At 32.5% G+C, this 13,837-nt stretch carries 19 protein-coding genes; 8 read left to right on the top strand and 11 right to left on the bottom strand.

The window, feature by feature from the left end:
• Positions 1-100 precede the first annotated feature (100 nt).
• A complete protein-coding gene (locus tag MPR_RS15695; protein ID WP_041894154.1) occupies positions 101-937 on the top strand; it encodes a UbiA prenyltransferase family protein in 837 nt (278 codons plus the stop codon).
• Positions 938-955: 18 nt separating this feature from the next.
• Here the strand turns inward: MPR_RS15695 and MPR_RS15690 are convergent, their stop codons facing one another.
• The 4 genes from MPR_RS15690 to MPR_RS15675 form a co-directional block, all read right to left on the bottom strand.
• On the bottom strand, positions 956-1,165 hold the full coding sequence (locus MPR_RS15690; RefSeq protein WP_006259555.1) for a helix-turn-helix domain-containing protein: 210 nt from the start codon (positions 1,163-1,165) through the stop codon (positions 956-958).
• 9 nt (positions 1,166-1,174) lie between these two features.
• Entirely contained in the window at positions 1,175-1,792 is a 618-nt protein-coding gene (locus MPR_RS15685) for a DUF2975 domain-containing protein (RefSeq protein WP_041894152.1), read from the bottom strand.
• Between the two features lie 10 nt (positions 1,793-1,802).
• Positions 1,803-2,345 carry a DUF2975 domain-containing protein gene (locus MPR_RS15680; RefSeq protein ID WP_235280461.1) on the bottom strand — a complete coding sequence of 181 codons (543 nt, stop codon included), beginning with the start codon at positions 2,343-2,345 and terminating at the stop codon, positions 1,803-1,805.
• An 81-nt stretch (positions 2,346-2,426) separates the two neighbouring features.
• Positions 2,427-3,047 carry a DUF2975 domain-containing protein gene (locus MPR_RS15675; RefSeq protein ID WP_006266936.1) on the bottom strand — a complete coding sequence of 207 codons (621 nt, stop codon included), beginning with the start codon at positions 3,045-3,047 and terminating at the stop codon, positions 2,427-2,429.
• Positions 3,048-3,341: 294 nt separating this feature from the next.
• On the opposite strand from MPR_RS15675, the gene MPR_RS15670 reads away from it, so the two are divergent.
• Positions 3,342-4,733: a leucyl aminopeptidase family protein gene (locus MPR_RS15670; RefSeq protein WP_041894145.1), complete on the top strand. Its 1,392-nt coding sequence runs from the start codon at positions 3,342-3,344 to the stop codon at positions 4,731-4,733.
• 48 nt (positions 4,734-4,781) lie between these two features.
• Here MPR_RS15670 and MPR_RS15665 read toward each other — a convergent pair whose 3' ends face one another.
• Positions 4,782-5,669 carry a hypothetical protein gene (locus MPR_RS15665; RefSeq protein ID WP_041894142.1) on the bottom strand — a complete coding sequence of 296 codons (888 nt, stop codon included), beginning with the start codon at positions 5,667-5,669 and terminating at the stop codon, positions 4,782-4,784.
• Between the two features lie 125 nt (positions 5,670-5,794).
• Here MPR_RS15665 and MPR_RS15660 point away from each other — a divergent pair, with 125 nt between their 5' ends.
• Positions 5,795-6,304 carry a GNAT family N-acetyltransferase gene (locus MPR_RS15660; protein ID WP_041894139.1) on the top strand — a complete coding sequence of 170 codons (510 nt, stop codon included), beginning with the start codon at positions 5,795-5,797 and terminating at the stop codon, positions 6,302-6,304.
• A gap of 35 nt (positions 6,305-6,339) precedes the next feature.
• On the opposite strand, the gene MPR_RS15655 is transcribed toward MPR_RS15660, so the two are convergent.
• From MPR_RS15655 to MPR_RS15635, 5 genes are read right to left on the bottom strand one after another with little or no spacing between them, the layout of a single operon-like run.
• Positions 6,340-7,245 (bottom strand): hypothetical protein, encoded by a 906-nt coding sequence (locus MPR_RS15655; RefSeq protein WP_041894135.1) that lies wholly within the window; start codon positions 7,243-7,245, stop codon positions 6,340-6,342.
• Positions 7,235-7,495, bottom strand: coding sequence for a hypothetical protein (locus MPR_RS15650; RefSeq protein ID WP_041894133.1), 261 nt, complete (start codon positions 7,493-7,495; stop codon positions 7,235-7,237). The genes MPR_RS15655 and MPR_RS15650 overlap by 11 nt, the downstream gene beginning before the upstream one ends.
• Positions 7,496-7,505: 10 nt before the next feature.
• Complete coding sequence (locus tag MPR_RS15645) at positions 7,506-8,384, bottom strand: hypothetical protein (protein ID WP_041894131.1); 879 nt, start codon at positions 8,382-8,384, stop codon at positions 7,506-7,508.
• Between the two features lie 17 nt (positions 8,385-8,401).
• The gene (locus tag MPR_RS15640; RefSeq protein ID WP_041894129.1) at positions 8,402-9,250 is read right to left on the bottom strand and encodes a hypothetical protein; all 849 of its coding nucleotides are present in this window, start codon (positions 9,248-9,250) and stop codon (positions 8,402-8,404) included.
• 4 nt (positions 9,251-9,254) lie between these two features.
• Complete coding sequence (locus tag MPR_RS15635; protein ID WP_041894127.1) at positions 9,255-10,148, bottom strand: hypothetical protein; 894 nt, start codon at positions 10,146-10,148, stop codon at positions 9,255-9,257.
• Between the two features lie 190 nt (positions 10,149-10,338).
• Here MPR_RS15635 and MPR_RS15630 point away from each other — a divergent pair, with 190 nt between their 5' ends.
• From MPR_RS15630 to MPR_RS15610, 5 genes are all read left to right on the top strand, one after another.
• A complete protein-coding gene (locus MPR_RS15630; protein ID WP_006259546.1) occupies positions 10,339-10,884 on the top strand; it encodes a HugZ family pyridoxamine 5'-phosphate oxidase in 546 nt (181 codons plus the stop codon).
• 109 nt (positions 10,885-10,993) lie between these two features.
• The gene (locus tag MPR_RS15625; protein WP_016650388.1) at positions 10,994-11,308 is read left to right on the top strand and encodes a hypothetical protein; all 315 of its coding nucleotides are present in this window, start codon (positions 10,994-10,996) and stop codon (positions 11,306-11,308) included.
• Positions 11,305-11,694: a hypothetical protein gene (locus MPR_RS15620; RefSeq protein WP_041894125.1), complete on the top strand. Its 390-nt coding sequence runs from the start codon at positions 11,305-11,307 to the stop codon at positions 11,692-11,694. Before MPR_RS15625 ends, MPR_RS15620 begins: the two co-directional genes overlap by 4 nt.
• Positions 11,695-11,962: 268 nt before the next feature.
• Positions 11,963-12,163, top strand: coding sequence for a hypothetical protein (locus tag MPR_RS15615; RefSeq protein WP_041894122.1), 201 nt, complete (start codon positions 11,963-11,965; stop codon positions 12,161-12,163).
• A 37-nt stretch (positions 12,164-12,200) separates the two neighbouring features.
• The gene (locus MPR_RS15610) at positions 12,201-12,554 is read left to right on the top strand and encodes a hypothetical protein (RefSeq protein ID WP_041894120.1); all 354 of its coding nucleotides are present in this window, start codon (positions 12,201-12,203) and stop codon (positions 12,552-12,554) included.
• A gap of 165 nt (positions 12,555-12,719) precedes the next feature.
• Here MPR_RS15610 and MPR_RS15605 read toward each other — a convergent pair whose 3' ends face one another.
• The gene (locus tag MPR_RS15605) at positions 12,720-13,616 is read right to left on the bottom strand and encodes a DMT family transporter (RefSeq protein ID WP_041894118.1); all 897 of its coding nucleotides are present in this window, start codon (positions 13,614-13,616) and stop codon (positions 12,720-12,722) included.
• Positions 13,617-13,837 lie beyond the last annotated feature (221 nt).

Here is a 13,837-nt window from a genome sequence, read left to right as displayed (position 1 = left end):
TTAATCACACAAAAATAACCATTAATCTGACAATTGTATGTTTATATCGATTAATTTTGAAAAGTAAATAAGCATTACACTAGTTAGATTGATAATTAATATGGATTTGTTAAAAAACAGAATAGTTGCTCTTTATTTAAACGGAAGTGTTCACGTTTCGTTAGCAGTCTTTGCTTTAGTGCAGATGACATTTTATTTCTGTCACCTTCCATTTGATGCAGTCGTGTCTACTTTAGCTTTTACAGGAACGCTATTTTCTTATAACTTTATTAAGTATGCAGAAGTAATCTATAGACATAAGAACCCATTTACACTACGTCTGAAAGTTATTATCGGGATAAGTATTATCGCGTTGCTGATAGGTACTGTTGCCTTCTTTATGTTGAATTGGAAAGCACAATTCGTTACTTTGAGCTTATTGGTGTTGTCAGTACTATACGCTATACCCATCAGTAGCAACCGAAGTAATCTGCGCAATCTAGCAGGACTTAAAGTGTATATCGTATGTCTGTGTTGGGCTACTGTAACGCTTATAGTACCAGTGATGAATGCTGATATACCAGTCAGTTGGGATATTGTAGTTAAGTTTATACAGCGTTTTATCTTAGTGTTTATTCTAATTGGAATATTTGAAGTCGTTGATTTACAGTATGACGATAAGTATTTGAAGACCTTACCTCAGATGCTTGGAATAGCTAATACCAAATGGCTATTAGGATTATTACTAATTCCTTTTTATGTTATTGAATTCTTTAAAGTAGGCTATCAGCCTATACAGGCATGGAATAATATGTTGATCGTATTATTAACGCTGTTTTTTATTGTATATGCTTCACCGAAACGAACCAAATTCTTTACGCTATTCTGGGTAGAGAGTGTACCTATTGTATGGTGGTTAATTGTTGTCATTCAAGGGAATGCAAGTATTTGGAAATAAAAAGACCAAGCATTTAGCTTAGTCTTCATTTACATATTCTAGTATATCAGCTGGTTGACAATCTAATTCTTTACAGATTGCTTCCAATGTACTAAAGCGTATGGCTTTCGCCTTATTGGTCTTGAGTATGGATAGATTACTCACGGTGATACCTACACGCTCAGCCAACTCATTAAGCGATATCTTTCGCTTAGCCATCATGACATCAAGGTTTACTATTATTGGCATATCGTGGGGTTATATGGTTAGTTCTGCATCTTCTTTTAGACGCAAATGTTGTTTCAATACTTCTACAATCATCAGCAAAATTAAAGGAATAAAGAACATTGTGAAATTAAAGTTACCTTTTACAGCTTCTAGGTTATATAGTGATGCTATTCTCGATGCTTCATAATTATCTATGAAAGCTACTAGATTGCCTAGTATTCCACATAACAATAATGCGTATGCAAGTTGCCTCAGACGAGTAATTTGTTCTAGACTAAGATAGTTACCTTTAAAAAGTTTCTTTAAGTACCTAATCGTTTTGCTAAAGGAATAGACTAAAGCGATTGTGAATAGAAACATAATAAAGAATTTGCTAGTTGTCAATAATATATTAGAAGTGTTGTCTTCTATTCTTAATATGCTAGTAGAATCTTCTACCTCTATACTATCATTGTTTAATGTATTTATAAACTCTGAACTCTCTCTTTTAGGAGATTTGACAGTTATATAATGAATATTACTTTCTGTGCCACTCCCTTGTTCACGTCCTCTATTAAATGCGCCTGTGATATCTGCTGTATTAAATTCGTTAATAAAGGATAGTGTGTATATAAATATTAATATGACTGTTAGTATTTTTAATTTCATAATACATTGATTAGATAATTAGTTCTGCATCTTCTTTTAGACGCAAATGTTGTTTCAATACTTCTACAATCATCAGCAAAATTAAAGGAATAAAGAACATTGTGAAATTAAAATCACCTTTTACAGCTTCTAGGTTATATAGAGATGCTATTCTTGATGCTTCGTAAGTAGATAGATATTCGAGTATATTCTCATAAATAGCAAGACCTAAAAGTATAGAAGCTAGTACTTTTATACGTTTAATTTGAATACGGCTAACAGTTTCTCCTTTGTACAAAAACTTTAGAATAGTAAAGCTATTGTATAAGGCATAGACTATAAAGCCGATAAAAATAAATGAACTCATTATCATAACAGTTCTAAGAAATGAATAACTAAAAGGAACATCATCTACACGAATTCTACTTGTTGAATCAGTTACTGCTATCTTAGGTGAGTTATGATTAGTAGTTAATTTTGCATTGTATTCTGTACTGTTTTTGATTGTTATATAGTAAGGATTTGTTGAAATGCTTCTTGCGCTGTCATATCCTTCATCAAAACCTATTTTCATATCTTTAAAGTGGTTGTTAAAGGAAAATAAGTATGCAAAGATTAATAATATAGTTAGAAATTTTAGTTTCATAAGATCAAGTTATATGGTTAGTTCAGCATTTTCTTTTAAAGTTAAATGTTGCTTTAATACTTCAACAATCAATAACAGAATTAAAGGAATAATAAATAACGAAAAATCATAGTCATACTTAACTAGGTTGAGGTTATAAATATTAGCTACTTCTTGTTGTTCTTTGTTTGAATAATAAATAAATATATTCCCTAATACAGGTAGAAGTAGTTGAAAATAAGCTAGAATTTGTAGTCGTCTTATTTGACTATTAGATGCTATATTACCATTATATAAGTTTTTAAAGAATTTTATAAATACAATAATGATAACTGGGAAAAGGAGTATAGTAAGGATACCTAATAAACCTATGAAGAAATTACTAATCCCGTTCGAATATTGTTTAGGAACTTCTACTTCAATAGTCTCTTTTATTTCACGTATTTGTATACCAGTAGTTTTTTTATCTGTTAGAGATAAATGAAGGTCAGAGGTTTCACTAGGAGTCTGTTTAACGATCAAAGTAGTATACACTTTATCATCATGACATTCTGGAGCATTATTATACCCTTGTTGAAAATCTCTAAAGTGTACACAAAGATTGGCTATATATAATACAATAAATATAACTGTAAGTAATTTCAGCTTCATAATCTAGGTTTAAAATAATACGTTTATTAATCGTTCACATAATGCTATTAAAAGTATAGCCCAATGGATTAGTAATTTTATCATCGTTAGTAATTTAGTTGGTTAATTGTAATTCAAAAGTATATTTAATTTTTTATAAAACAAATAAAATTTATTGTTATTCGATAAATACTTGTCTAAAAACGTAAAATATATCTTTTTTGGATACTTATAGATTATAGCAGAGTTTTAAGAAAAGCTCTTTTTTAGTTGCGTCTAAAAATGTTATATTTGCAGTAATATAAAAAGACAAAGATGATACAACTAGTAAATAACATGAAAGAAAACGGGAACGTTGTTTTCGTTTTAAGTAGTGAGAACAAAGGAATTGTTGAGGTTCCTGCATTCTTAAATGATTTTGTAAAAGCATTCGAAGAAGGGAAAAAAGAAGAAGACTTTGCTAAAGTGGGAAGTCAGTATTTCTTTTTCGTAAAAGAGAATGAGAACTTAGAAAAAATGCGTTTAGCTGGTAATAGCGTTCGCAAACAATTAGATAAAAAAGCTGACAACCTTACTATCGTAGGTAATGGAGCTTCTACATTAGCTTTAGTAGAAGGATTTATGTTGTCAAACTACCAATTCTTAAAGTACTTCAAAGAAGCAGAAGAAATGAAGTTCGCTTTGAGTAATGTTGAGGTAAAAGGAGATTTTACAGCTAAACAAATCAGCGACTTAAACAATACTGTAAAAGCGGTGTATTGGGCTCGTACAATGGTAAACGAACCTGTAAGCTTCTTAAATGCTACTCAATTAGCAACTGAAATAGAAGCTTTAGGTAAAGAGGCTAACTTCTCAGTGAAAGTATTAGGTCGCAAAGAGATTGAAGACTTGAAGATGGGTGGTTTATTAGCTGTTAATAAAGGATCTATTGATCAACCTACTTTTACTATTATGGAGTACAAGCCAGCTAATCCGATCAATAAAAAACCTATCGTATTAGTAGGTAAAGGAGTAGTGTACGATACAGGAGGATTGAGCTTAAAACCAACTGCAGGTTCTATGGACTCTATGAAGAGTGATATGGGAGGTGCAGCATGTATGGCAGGTACTATCTATGCAGCAGCTTTAAACGATGTGAATGTTCACGTTATCGGATTAGTTCCTGCTACAGATAACCGTCCTGGAGGAAATGCTTATGCTCCAGGTGATGTGATCACTATGTTTGACGGTACGACTATCGAGGTATTAAACACAGATGCAGAAGGACGTATGATCTTAGCAGATGCTATTGCTTATGCTACTCAGTATGATCCAGAGGTTATTATTGATGCAGCTACACTTACAGGTGCAGCTTTAGTAGTAGCTGGAGATATGGCATCTTGTATTATGGGGAATGATGAGCAGACTATCGATGCTATTATCGCTTCTGGATACAACGTACACGAGCGTTTAGCTAAGTTACCTTTCTGGGATGACTATAAAGATTTGTTGAAATCTAACGTAGCAGATATGAAGAATATCGGTGGACGTTTTGCAGGTACTATCACAGCAGGTAAGTTCTTAGAGCACTTCGCTAAAGCACCTTATGTACACATGGATATCGCAGGTCCAGCTTGGATGGATGCTCCTAGAGATTATAAAGGTAATGGTGGTACAGGAAGTGGAGTACGTACTCTAGTTGACTTCTTGACTAACTATAAAGGATAATATCTGATTAGGATATAAAGTAAAAGGCGTTCGAAAGAACGCCTTTTGTTATTTTTTTACTTTTACTATTTTATAAGTATATGTAGTTACTGTTTTTGTCTCTATAGATCCTGTTTTTAAGTCTTTTTCAATAGTAGTTTCTTTTATAGGATAACCTTCTTCGTTAAACTCGTATGTAGAAATGTATTGACTATAGAGATCTGTGATACTATGTATATTCTTCTTAGGGTTGTATATTAGTTCAAGTTCATATAGATATTCACTATTTCCTAATTGAGGGTTATGTATACTATTTTCAAATAGTGTTTTTCCTTTGTCATAGTATGTTATTTCAGCTGAATATTTATCATTTTCACTATCAATAACATGAGTAATTAATTCATCAGAGTTATATTTATACTTTGTATATGATTTATTTGCGATAGGAGTTGTAGAGTTTTTATCTTGATTATATCCTATTATTTCGATAACTTTATTTGAAGAATCATATTTGTACTCTGTGATATTATTAGTAGTAATATCGTCTTCAATAGATTTAATTAAAAGGTTATTCTCATAGAAGAATTGATATTGTATCTGACCTTTATATTCTAATGAGGTTAATTGTAACTTATCATTATAAATGTATTTTGTATCTCCAATGTTGTCTCCAGCATTTGTATTTCCAAAAGGAATAGACAAGGTTGTACTTGTAAGAAGATATTGTTCATTATAATTGAACTTTACAATGTTTGTACTTTCTAAAGTTTCTTTATTGTCTTCTACATTAAATACATTTTCTTCAGATGATAAAACAAGTACTATGGATTTGTACTCTTCTTTACCTGGATCTACTTCTTCTTTGCCTGGCTCTGTAATTGAATTGTCATCAGAGGAACAGTTTACCGCAAACATACCTACTAAGCATAGAGCTAGTATTCTTAAATTGTTTTTCATAGTTAAATTTTTTTAACAAAATTACTTAAAATATTGTTATTGTCAAGTGATTGATAATTATTGTATGGAAAGCTTGAATTCAGTGCATTTATCGTATTTTCGTCATCTTATAAAGAATCATAACAATGAATAACTTAGCAGAAACAACCACTTTTATACCTGTAGATAAAAGTAATATACACTTAATTCTTCCTTTAGCAGAGAAGATCTGGGAGGATACATATCTTCATATTATCGGACAAGAACAGATAGACTATATGCTACCAATGATGTATAGTGATGAGCGTATCTTAGGTGAACTAAAAGAAGGGTACCAATGGGAACTGTTAATGCAAGGGGACGAGTTATTAGGCTACACAAACTATAAGCTTATGGAGGACAACCGTGTGTTTCTTTCTAAATTATATACTAATGTGTATAAACAAGTAAAGGGATTAGGTGCGTTTATGTTTCAGCATGTAGTAGAGTATGCTAAACGAGAGGGAGCTACTGCGGTATATCTTACTGTGAATAAAAATAACCAACGAGCTATAGACTTTTATATCCGCAATAATATGAAGTGTATAGAGTCTAAGACTTTTGATATCGGACAGGGATATGTAATGGATGATTATATCTATCAGTTAGATTTATAATAACAAAAAAGGTTAGCCATCGGCTAACCTTTTTTCTATTCTGTGATTTCTATTTCTTTATAGTAATACTCGTATTCATATTCGTAAAGAGGGTAAACAATGTTTTTAGTGTTTTTATACCTTCTTGTTATTCTTACTGTTTGTGGTAGGTCTTTATCATTATAAGTATATGTGATTTTATCTGTGTAGTCGGTATTTTGTACTTCAGTTATATTGTTCTGTTGTATGTAGTTGGTACCTATCAACGGATAGGGGAGCAACGAGTAGTTTAAGGTAAACGCAAAAGGGAAATAGTGAAATGGATACTTTTTTTTGTCATATTTAAACTTGCGTGTATTTCTTTTGGTTTTTATTGTTTTTATGTTGTTGTGTGTATTATATCTTATTACATAGTCTATTTTACTACTGTTTAATGGATAGGCACATATATTATCATCGTAATGTATTTTACGAGGTAGGTTGTTCTTTATTTCCTTTATTGTTATAAAAGTATTAGGATTATTATACGAGCCTGACTGGATTTTTTGTAAGCTATTATTGGTATATTCCAAATCAGTCGAGTCATCCCAAAAGATGGTATTTCTTAGACTGTATGAATTATTAGAGGGGTAGATGGTTTCTAACAAGCGATTAGGCGAATATATAAAGTGAAGGTTGTTCATCATCATTATTTCTTCTGAGGCAATCTCCTCCGATTTTAGGGTAGATAGCAATCCATCTTTATTGTATTCAAATACGTGTTTATTGGTTCTAAACTTGATACAGTGATCTATTTTATTACCTATAGAGTCATAATCGTCGTGTTTGTAATACTTTCTTTCTATTATATAATCAACAAAAGTGGTTTTCGTCTTCTCTTTTTGTTTATCGATTAATTGACCATAGCTGTGTCCATTAATCAGTAGTAGAAGTAGTGAGGCAAAGTATATTTTAGTACTCATCAATCTTTCTGTTTAGGTATTCCATTGATTCTGACAGATATATTATCTTACCTGATTTATCGTAAGTAAAAAATGTTGTTGTTGACCTTAACAATTCATATACTTCTTCACTATCATCATCATCTTCGAAAGAGTAGTTGGAGTCATGCGTTTTTTCTGTAATAGCTTTTATTAAAGTCAGCTTTTTAGTTTGTTGTGCAAGTGATGTAGTTGTGGTCAATAATGTTATTAGAAATACTATTGTTTTCATATTTTCTGTATTACAACATCAGCTCTATTATTCTATAAGTAAACTCATATTCATAGATACTTGGTTGCTCATTAGGCATAGACTTGACTATTGTTTTTACCTTAGCAGTCAGAGGTAGATCTTGAGCATTATAAGTGTACTCTATCGTAGTTAGAAGATCATCACCTTCTATTTTAACGATATTGTTTTGTTGACTATAATTAGTGTACATCAGTTCGTTAGCACTGAGGTAGTTTGACACATTATACGCATAAGGCAAGTAAGCAAATGGGTAGTTTTTTTGGTCATAAGTATAGATTGTCTTATTGTTATCTAGGTTGACTAACTTTAGATTATTATTAGGGTTATAGATAAAGTCAGTTACTTCAGGATCAGAATACTGAGGCTTAGAAGATATCTCTATAGAGCTAGGCAGGTCTAGTCTATTATACACGATCTTACTTACTCTAGACTCGTCATAGTATAAATCCTTAAACTCTGTGTACTGCAGTATTTTATTGTCATATACGAGGTCTAAGCTCATTTTATTTTCTCCATAGATGACCTTGCGCAGTAGATTATTCTCATCTAACTCCATGGTAGCAGTGAAGGAACTAGTAGGTGCTCCATCCTCTACTAAGTATGATTCCACAGAAGTCAGTTGACCTAAATCATTATAATTAAAGTCATATTTAGTGATAGATACCTCTGTACTAGATGTACTTCTGTCTACGACATTCACATCATCAATAAGAGTTGTACTATCTACAGGAACATAGTTCTTCTCAACAACTTGGCTTACTACAGTTAGTTTCTTTATCTGAACAGCAGGTATAGGACTTGCTGTACTATAACTATTCCAACTAATTACGAATAGTAGTAGTGGGGTGAATAACAAACTTCTTTTCATAGTATTTTTATAATATATTACTTCATTATTGGTATATGTAATTCTTTATAGATGAATTCATACTCATATAAAAGCCTTTTGTTGTTCTTATCCTCCTTATCTATACTTGTGATTCTAGCAGTAATAGGGAATCCTTTCTTGTTATATGTGTAGTCTATAGAAGTTATAAATTTAACATTTTCAATTCTAATTACATTGTTTTGTTGAATATAATTTGTAAATATTAAAGATTCACTCCCTAAGAAACTAGATATAGTATATCCGTATGGCAGATAGCAGAAAGGATATTTTTTATTGTCATAAGTATAGTCAGTGTATTGACCGTTATATATTTCTCTGTTCAAGCTTAACTTATCGTTATACTCCAAACTTATTTCAATAGCATTCGTCTGTTCTGGTATAGTGCTAATCGTAATCTGACTTGGTAATAAGTTCGTGTTATAGTTATATGTACTAGTTCTCGTTTCTCTAAAATTACTGTTAGTAAATATAAACGAACTAAGTAGTTTATCTATGTATTCTAGTTTGTAAGAGCTCGTATCAGATCCTAAATCAATATTTTTAATAGTATGCTTATCCTTCATCTCTATGTATGTAGTAAAGGGATAACTAGGCATATCATTTTCTATAGTGTAACTACTAGTCGATATTAAGACACCTTGCGTATTGTATGTAAAATCATAGTGTCTTATAAATACCTCAGTATCTCCATCAGTTTGATCTGTGGAAGGATTAGGGGTGATAGATATAATATGCGCTTTCGGTATATGTTGTTTCTCTATTACTCTTTCTACTACTGTGATTGGTTGTCCCCAAGCAATAGGAAATATAAGTAGTAGTAGAAGGACTAAGCTGATAGACTTCATGGTTTTATCTTTTCTTCTTTTTTAAACGGATTAGCTCTAGCTCTTTATAATAAAACTCATATTCACACGTCACTCTACTATCTTGAGCATTTGTTTTAGAGGTCTTTCTAACCCTTGCTGTGATTGGCAGATTCTCTGTATTATAGGTATAGTCTATCGTAGTGATGTGTTCATCATCTTCGAACCCCACAATGTTGTTTTTAGGAGCATAAGACGTGAAGGTCAGCCAATCTATAGACATATAGTAGAACGGATTATAGTAATAAGGTTGCCCTGCTAGCATATACTGCTTATCATCATAGTTAAAAGAGAATAGCTCTAGAGGATTCTTATAGGTACGTACATTCTGATTAAGGTCATACGTGAAGTCAAGATCGATGACTTCATTAGGTTTGCTTTGATTTCCTAATCGAGCATGCACAGGCAGCTGATGCTTATCATATGTAAATGTACTAACGACTAGCTCTTTAAACTCTGGCTCGTAATGTGTGATTTGGTGAAGGATATTGTCTTTATAAATAGCCTTTAACTTATCAGTATCCTCGTCTAGCGAAATGGTTGTTAATTGCTTTTTAGCATTTAGAGCCACTCCTAAGTTAGAAGGGTTAGCAGCTTTCTCATTGATGATATTACTAGAGTGTGTATTGACTAATTGACCATTCTCATCATAAGTAAATAAGAAGTTGCGTACCTCTGTCTCTGTATTCTCTTTTTCTTTATTTATTGTATTTGATTTTCCATCTGCATAAGTTTCTGTGATTAGTAAGTAACTTTTCTCTACAGCATGGTCTAATACTGTTACTTTATATGTTTTTCCTTTTCGTTTTGTAGTAGAATTAAAACTACCACAATTCATTAATAGTAATAATAGTGGTGCTATTAAAAGTGTTCTTTTCATTGTTGTCTTGACTAGGCGATAAAAATACAATTATTTTTAAACACACGCTTCTAGGCAATTTATTTAAACCTAGTACGGATAGTTAGTACATTTATTTGTGTCTTTATGGTATAATGTTGTTAAAGCTACTTTCTTATTCTTATTTAGTTTAAATAATTTATTATCTTCGCTTCATTAAAATTTATAAGAGATGAGTACAGATACAATAAACCCAAATTTCGATCAACATAAAGTAAAGCCTAAGGCTCCTAAAATCGAAGAATTAATCAATGAGTGTAAGTCAGTAATGATGGCTACTATCAGCGAGGACGGAACACCATTAGTAAGTACAGCTCCTTATTCTAGAGTAGGAAATGAGTTTCAGATATTAGTTTCTTTTATGGCAAAACATACAAAGAACTTACGTGATCGCAAGCAAGTATCATTCATGTTTGTAGAAGATGAGAGCGTATCTAAACAATTATATGCTAGACACCGTTTAACTTTAGATACTCAAGCGGAATTAATCGAGAAAGAAAACCCATTATACGAGAAAGCAATCGCTGACTTAAGAGAAAGACATGGTAAGGTAGTAGAAGTATTAGATAACTTAGAAGACTTCATCATGTTTAACTTTAAACCAGTTAAAGGTTCTTATGTGAACGGATTCGGTAGTGCATACTTCGTAGATGAGAATCTAGAAGTGATGGAACACAGAAGAGGTGCTCATGGACAACATAACGTAGATCAAAAGTAATAACTATATTTTTATTAACGGAAGAAGCCTTTATTTCCTTATTGGAGTAAAGGCTTTTTTTATTGTGTTATAAAATAGTAGTTTTGAAGACAGAAGATTATTTTGATTTATGACTAAAGGACAAGTACATATTCGCTGTTCTAAATGCGGAACATTTAATGTAGATACAGATAACTGTATATCGTGTGGACAGGCATTGAATATGGTACAACAACGTGAAGAAGAACGCAAGCATCTAGAACGCGAACGCATCGCTAAGGCGTTAGCCGAAGAGCCTTCTGCGATAGAGAAGTTTCTACTCCGTATGACGAAGCACCCATGGCTGCTAGTACGTTTATTTTTTAAGTTAGTCTATGGCGTTTGGTTTACTGTGATGGCAGTGACGATGTTTATAGCTTGGCTAATCGGGATGATAGTAGCATGAGTGTATTGAAGCATTGGACTTTTATCACTATGCTAGTAGTGGGTGGAGCTATCTATACAGCACAGCGGCTGGAGGTAGAGTTGCCATCCTTTATTAATAATTATGTCAACGATATTCTTTCTATTCCCCTTACGATGGCAGTGATATTAGTCATTCTACGCCTGTGGAAAGGGAGTACATATCAGTTGTCACCTTTGATGATCACTAGTGTAGTCTTATACTACACCTTTTATTTTGAATATTACCTTCCTCAGCACACTTCTCGTTATACAGCAGATCTATATGATATAGGCTGTTATATCTTAGGAGGTATCCTCTTTTATCTCTTACAACTATATGTATGGAGCGCAAACAACTCCCTTCAGAAGAAAGTATCACACAAATAAATAGCATTACTTTTTTTGTTTTCATCTAGTTATTAGTCGTTTTTTTCTCTCATTTTAGAAATTTTGAACACCTTTTTTTTAGAAATCCCGCTTTTTTGGAGGTTTATGGGTGTTTAATAGAAAAAAATTGTACGTTTTTTTTGAGTAGTTTTTTTGTTAAGTATTTGATATATAGTTTATTGTTGTTTTTTGTATTAAGTTTAATATTATCATACACCTGTCTTAAAGCCAGTATTCATGGGGTTTTATCGCAGATCGCTCGACAATAGTGGGACAATACACCGATAATGGTGGAGCTAAGAGGTTGTTTGTCGAAGGAATATCCTTTTATACTCCACGTATTCTTCATGTATTTGCTCTTGAGGTTGTGATAGGTTCTTTTGACGGAGGAGTATTAATTACAGAGAAGGTTCAGGAGGATAAGGCAAAAAATGAAAAAAACGATACCTTTGTACTTCCACTGAGATAGCGTTGTCTAGAAGGTGTTATAACAATTAAAGCGCAGTATGATTACAGTATTTTATACAGATTATTATGAGAATCTATCTGAAGAGAATCTAGAGTTAACACTAGAAGAATGTATAGAGATATTCTCAGAGACGATAGATTTAGTGGATAACTTCGTCGGTATTACGGTAGGTGCACACACGATGCAGTTTCACTGTGATGAAGACCGTATCTTAGTAGAGGTGTTAAATCCTCCTACATTAGTCAACCCACAGATGTATGCTGATAAAGCACAATGCTTAGCCATCATTAAAGATATTTATGCAAAACAACAACTGTTTGTCTATCCACAGATGAAATTAGTAGATGTACGTAAAGAGAGTCTTGATGATGTATTAGAAAGAGAAGCTTAATAAAGAAGAATAGAAAAGCCTGCTAGACATACTAGCAGGCTTTTTTTATGAAATCGTTTTTTTGTTTTTTTGTGAAGGTGTGAAACCGTTTAGTCTTATTATATCAATATATTATGCCCATTAGGCAAGGCTGTTAACCGTAAACCGATAACTGTTAACCAATAACTATTTCTTCTGATTAGCAATAATAACTAAGGTTACAGCACCTAATACGAATAGTAGACCTATAGCAGACATCCAGTCGAAGTGCTCTGCGAAGAATAAGGTACCTACTAGTACAGCTACTACAGGCTCCATAGATCCTAAGATAGAGGTAACTGTACTACCTGCGTGCTTCACTGCTAATACTAGACATAAGTCAGAAATGAAGGTAGCGAATACTCCTAATAGGATAAGATTAATCCAATCACTCGTTAGTGTCACCGTCTGTATTCCTGTCGTGAAAAGACAGTAGAATAAGAAGATTAAACACCCCATTAACAATACATAGAAGGTCAATGAATCAAAGTTCATCTCTGATATTCTAGATTTATTTAAGCCTACGATATACAGTCCATAAGTGAATATTGTCAGGGCAGAGAGTACTAGACCTGTGATCAGTGAAGGCGAAGCCTCACCGTGTATACACATCATACCCACTCCCACTAGAGATAGAATAGACGCTACTAAGAGTGCGATAGATTTCTTCTCCTTATAGAACATAATCATGACAATACTGACGAATATAGGGTATAAGAAGTGTACAGTAGTGGCTAGTCCACTATCTATATACTCATACGCATCGACTAAGAATTTGGCTGTTGCGGCATACAATAACGCCAAGAAAAAGACGACTGCTAGATCTTTAATAGAAATTTTTAAGCTTGTTTTTTTGTACAAACATACTGCGCCCATAGTCACAGATGAAAATAAGAATCGATAAAATAGAATGGTCGGTATGCCTATAGTAACCACTCCTTCTGGTCGCAAGTTCGGCAGTATCAATGGTAAGGAGAACAAAGGCACCAAACCAAATGTACCCGAAGAAATCAATGCGAATAGAATTCCTTTAAGGTTTTTCATTGTTTTAAAAATCTTTTAATTAAAAATCTGCGCAAAGGTACATTTTCAAGACGGGGTATAGAAGTAGGAGGTATATTATTGTTAATCTCTTGTTTTACCTAGGATAGGACTGTTTATTTTGATAAGAGATTTGGTAGAGAAAAATTAAGATGATAACATTTTTCGTAATAATTTTAGAATAAGATAATTAAGGAATAGTGTATCTTTAACATAAAATTCGA

This window comes from Myroides profundi (genome assembly GCF_000833025.1).
Taxonomy (GTDB): Bacteria; Bacteroidota; Bacteroidia; order Flavobacteriales; family Flavobacteriaceae; genus Flavobacterium; species Flavobacterium profundi_A.
The sequence above is the reverse complement of the archived record's forward strand: the minus strand, read 5'-3'. Positions and strand labels throughout refer to the sequence as shown.

Coding starts and splice junctions, on each gene's coding strand:
- MPR_RS15695 (WP_041894154.1), top strand. CDS start 101: ATGGATTTGTTAAAAAACAGAATAGTTGCTCTTTATTTAAACGGAAGT.
- MPR_RS15625 (WP_016650388.1), top strand. CDS start 10,994: ATGACTAAAGGACAAGTACATATTCGCTGTTCTAAATGCGGAACATTT.
- MPR_RS15660 (WP_041894139.1), top strand. CDS start 5,795: ATGAATAACTTAGCAGAAACAACCACTTTTATACCTGTAGATAAAAGT.
- MPR_RS15650 (WP_041894133.1), bottom strand. CDS start 7,495: ATGAAAACAATAGTATTTCTAATAACATTATTGACCACAACTACATCA.
- MPR_RS15675 (WP_006266936.1), bottom strand. CDS start 3,047: ATGAAGCTGAAATTACTTACAGTTATATTTATTGTATTATATATAGCC.
- MPR_RS15655 (WP_041894135.1), bottom strand. CDS start 7,245: ATGAGTACTAAAATATACTTTGCCTCACTACTTCTACTACTGATTAAT.
- MPR_RS15610 (WP_041894120.1), top strand. CDS start 12,201: ATGATTACAGTATTTTATACAGATTATTATGAGAATCTATCTGAAGAG.
- MPR_RS15645 (WP_041894131.1), bottom strand. CDS start 8,384: ATGAAAAGAAGTTTGTTATTCACCCCACTACTACTATTCGTAATTAGT.
- MPR_RS15685 (WP_041894152.1), bottom strand. CDS start 1,792: ATGAAATTAAAAATACTAACAGTCATATTAATATTTATATACACACTA.
- MPR_RS15665 (WP_041894142.1), bottom strand. CDS start 5,669: ATGAAAAACAATTTAAGAATACTAGCTCTATGCTTAGTAGGTATGTTT.
- MPR_RS15620 (WP_041894125.1), top strand. CDS start 11,305: ATGAGTGTATTGAAGCATTGGACTTTTATCACTATGCTAGTAGTGGGT.
- MPR_RS15605 (WP_041894118.1), bottom strand. CDS start 13,616: ATGAAAAACCTTAAAGGAATTCTATTCGCATTGATTTCTTCGGGTACA.
- MPR_RS15680 (WP_235280461.1), bottom strand. CDS start 2,345: ATGAAAATAGGTTTTGATGAAGGATATGACAGCGCAAGAAGCATTTCA.
- MPR_RS15640 (WP_041894129.1), bottom strand. CDS start 9,250: ATGAAGTCTATCAGCTTAGTCCTTCTACTACTACTTATATTTCCTATT.
- MPR_RS15690 (WP_006259555.1), bottom strand. CDS start 1,165: ATGCCAATAATAGTAAACCTTGATGTCATGATGGCTAAGCGAAAGATA.
- MPR_RS15635 (WP_041894127.1), bottom strand. CDS start 10,148: ATGAAAAGAACACTTTTAATAGCACCACTATTATTACTATTAATGAAT.
- MPR_RS15630 (WP_006259546.1), top strand. CDS start 10,339: ATGAGTACAGATACAATAAACCCAAATTTCGATCAACATAAAGTAAAG.
- MPR_RS15670 (WP_041894145.1), top strand. CDS start 3,342: ATGATACAACTAGTAAATAACATGAAAGAAAACGGGAACGTTGTTTTC.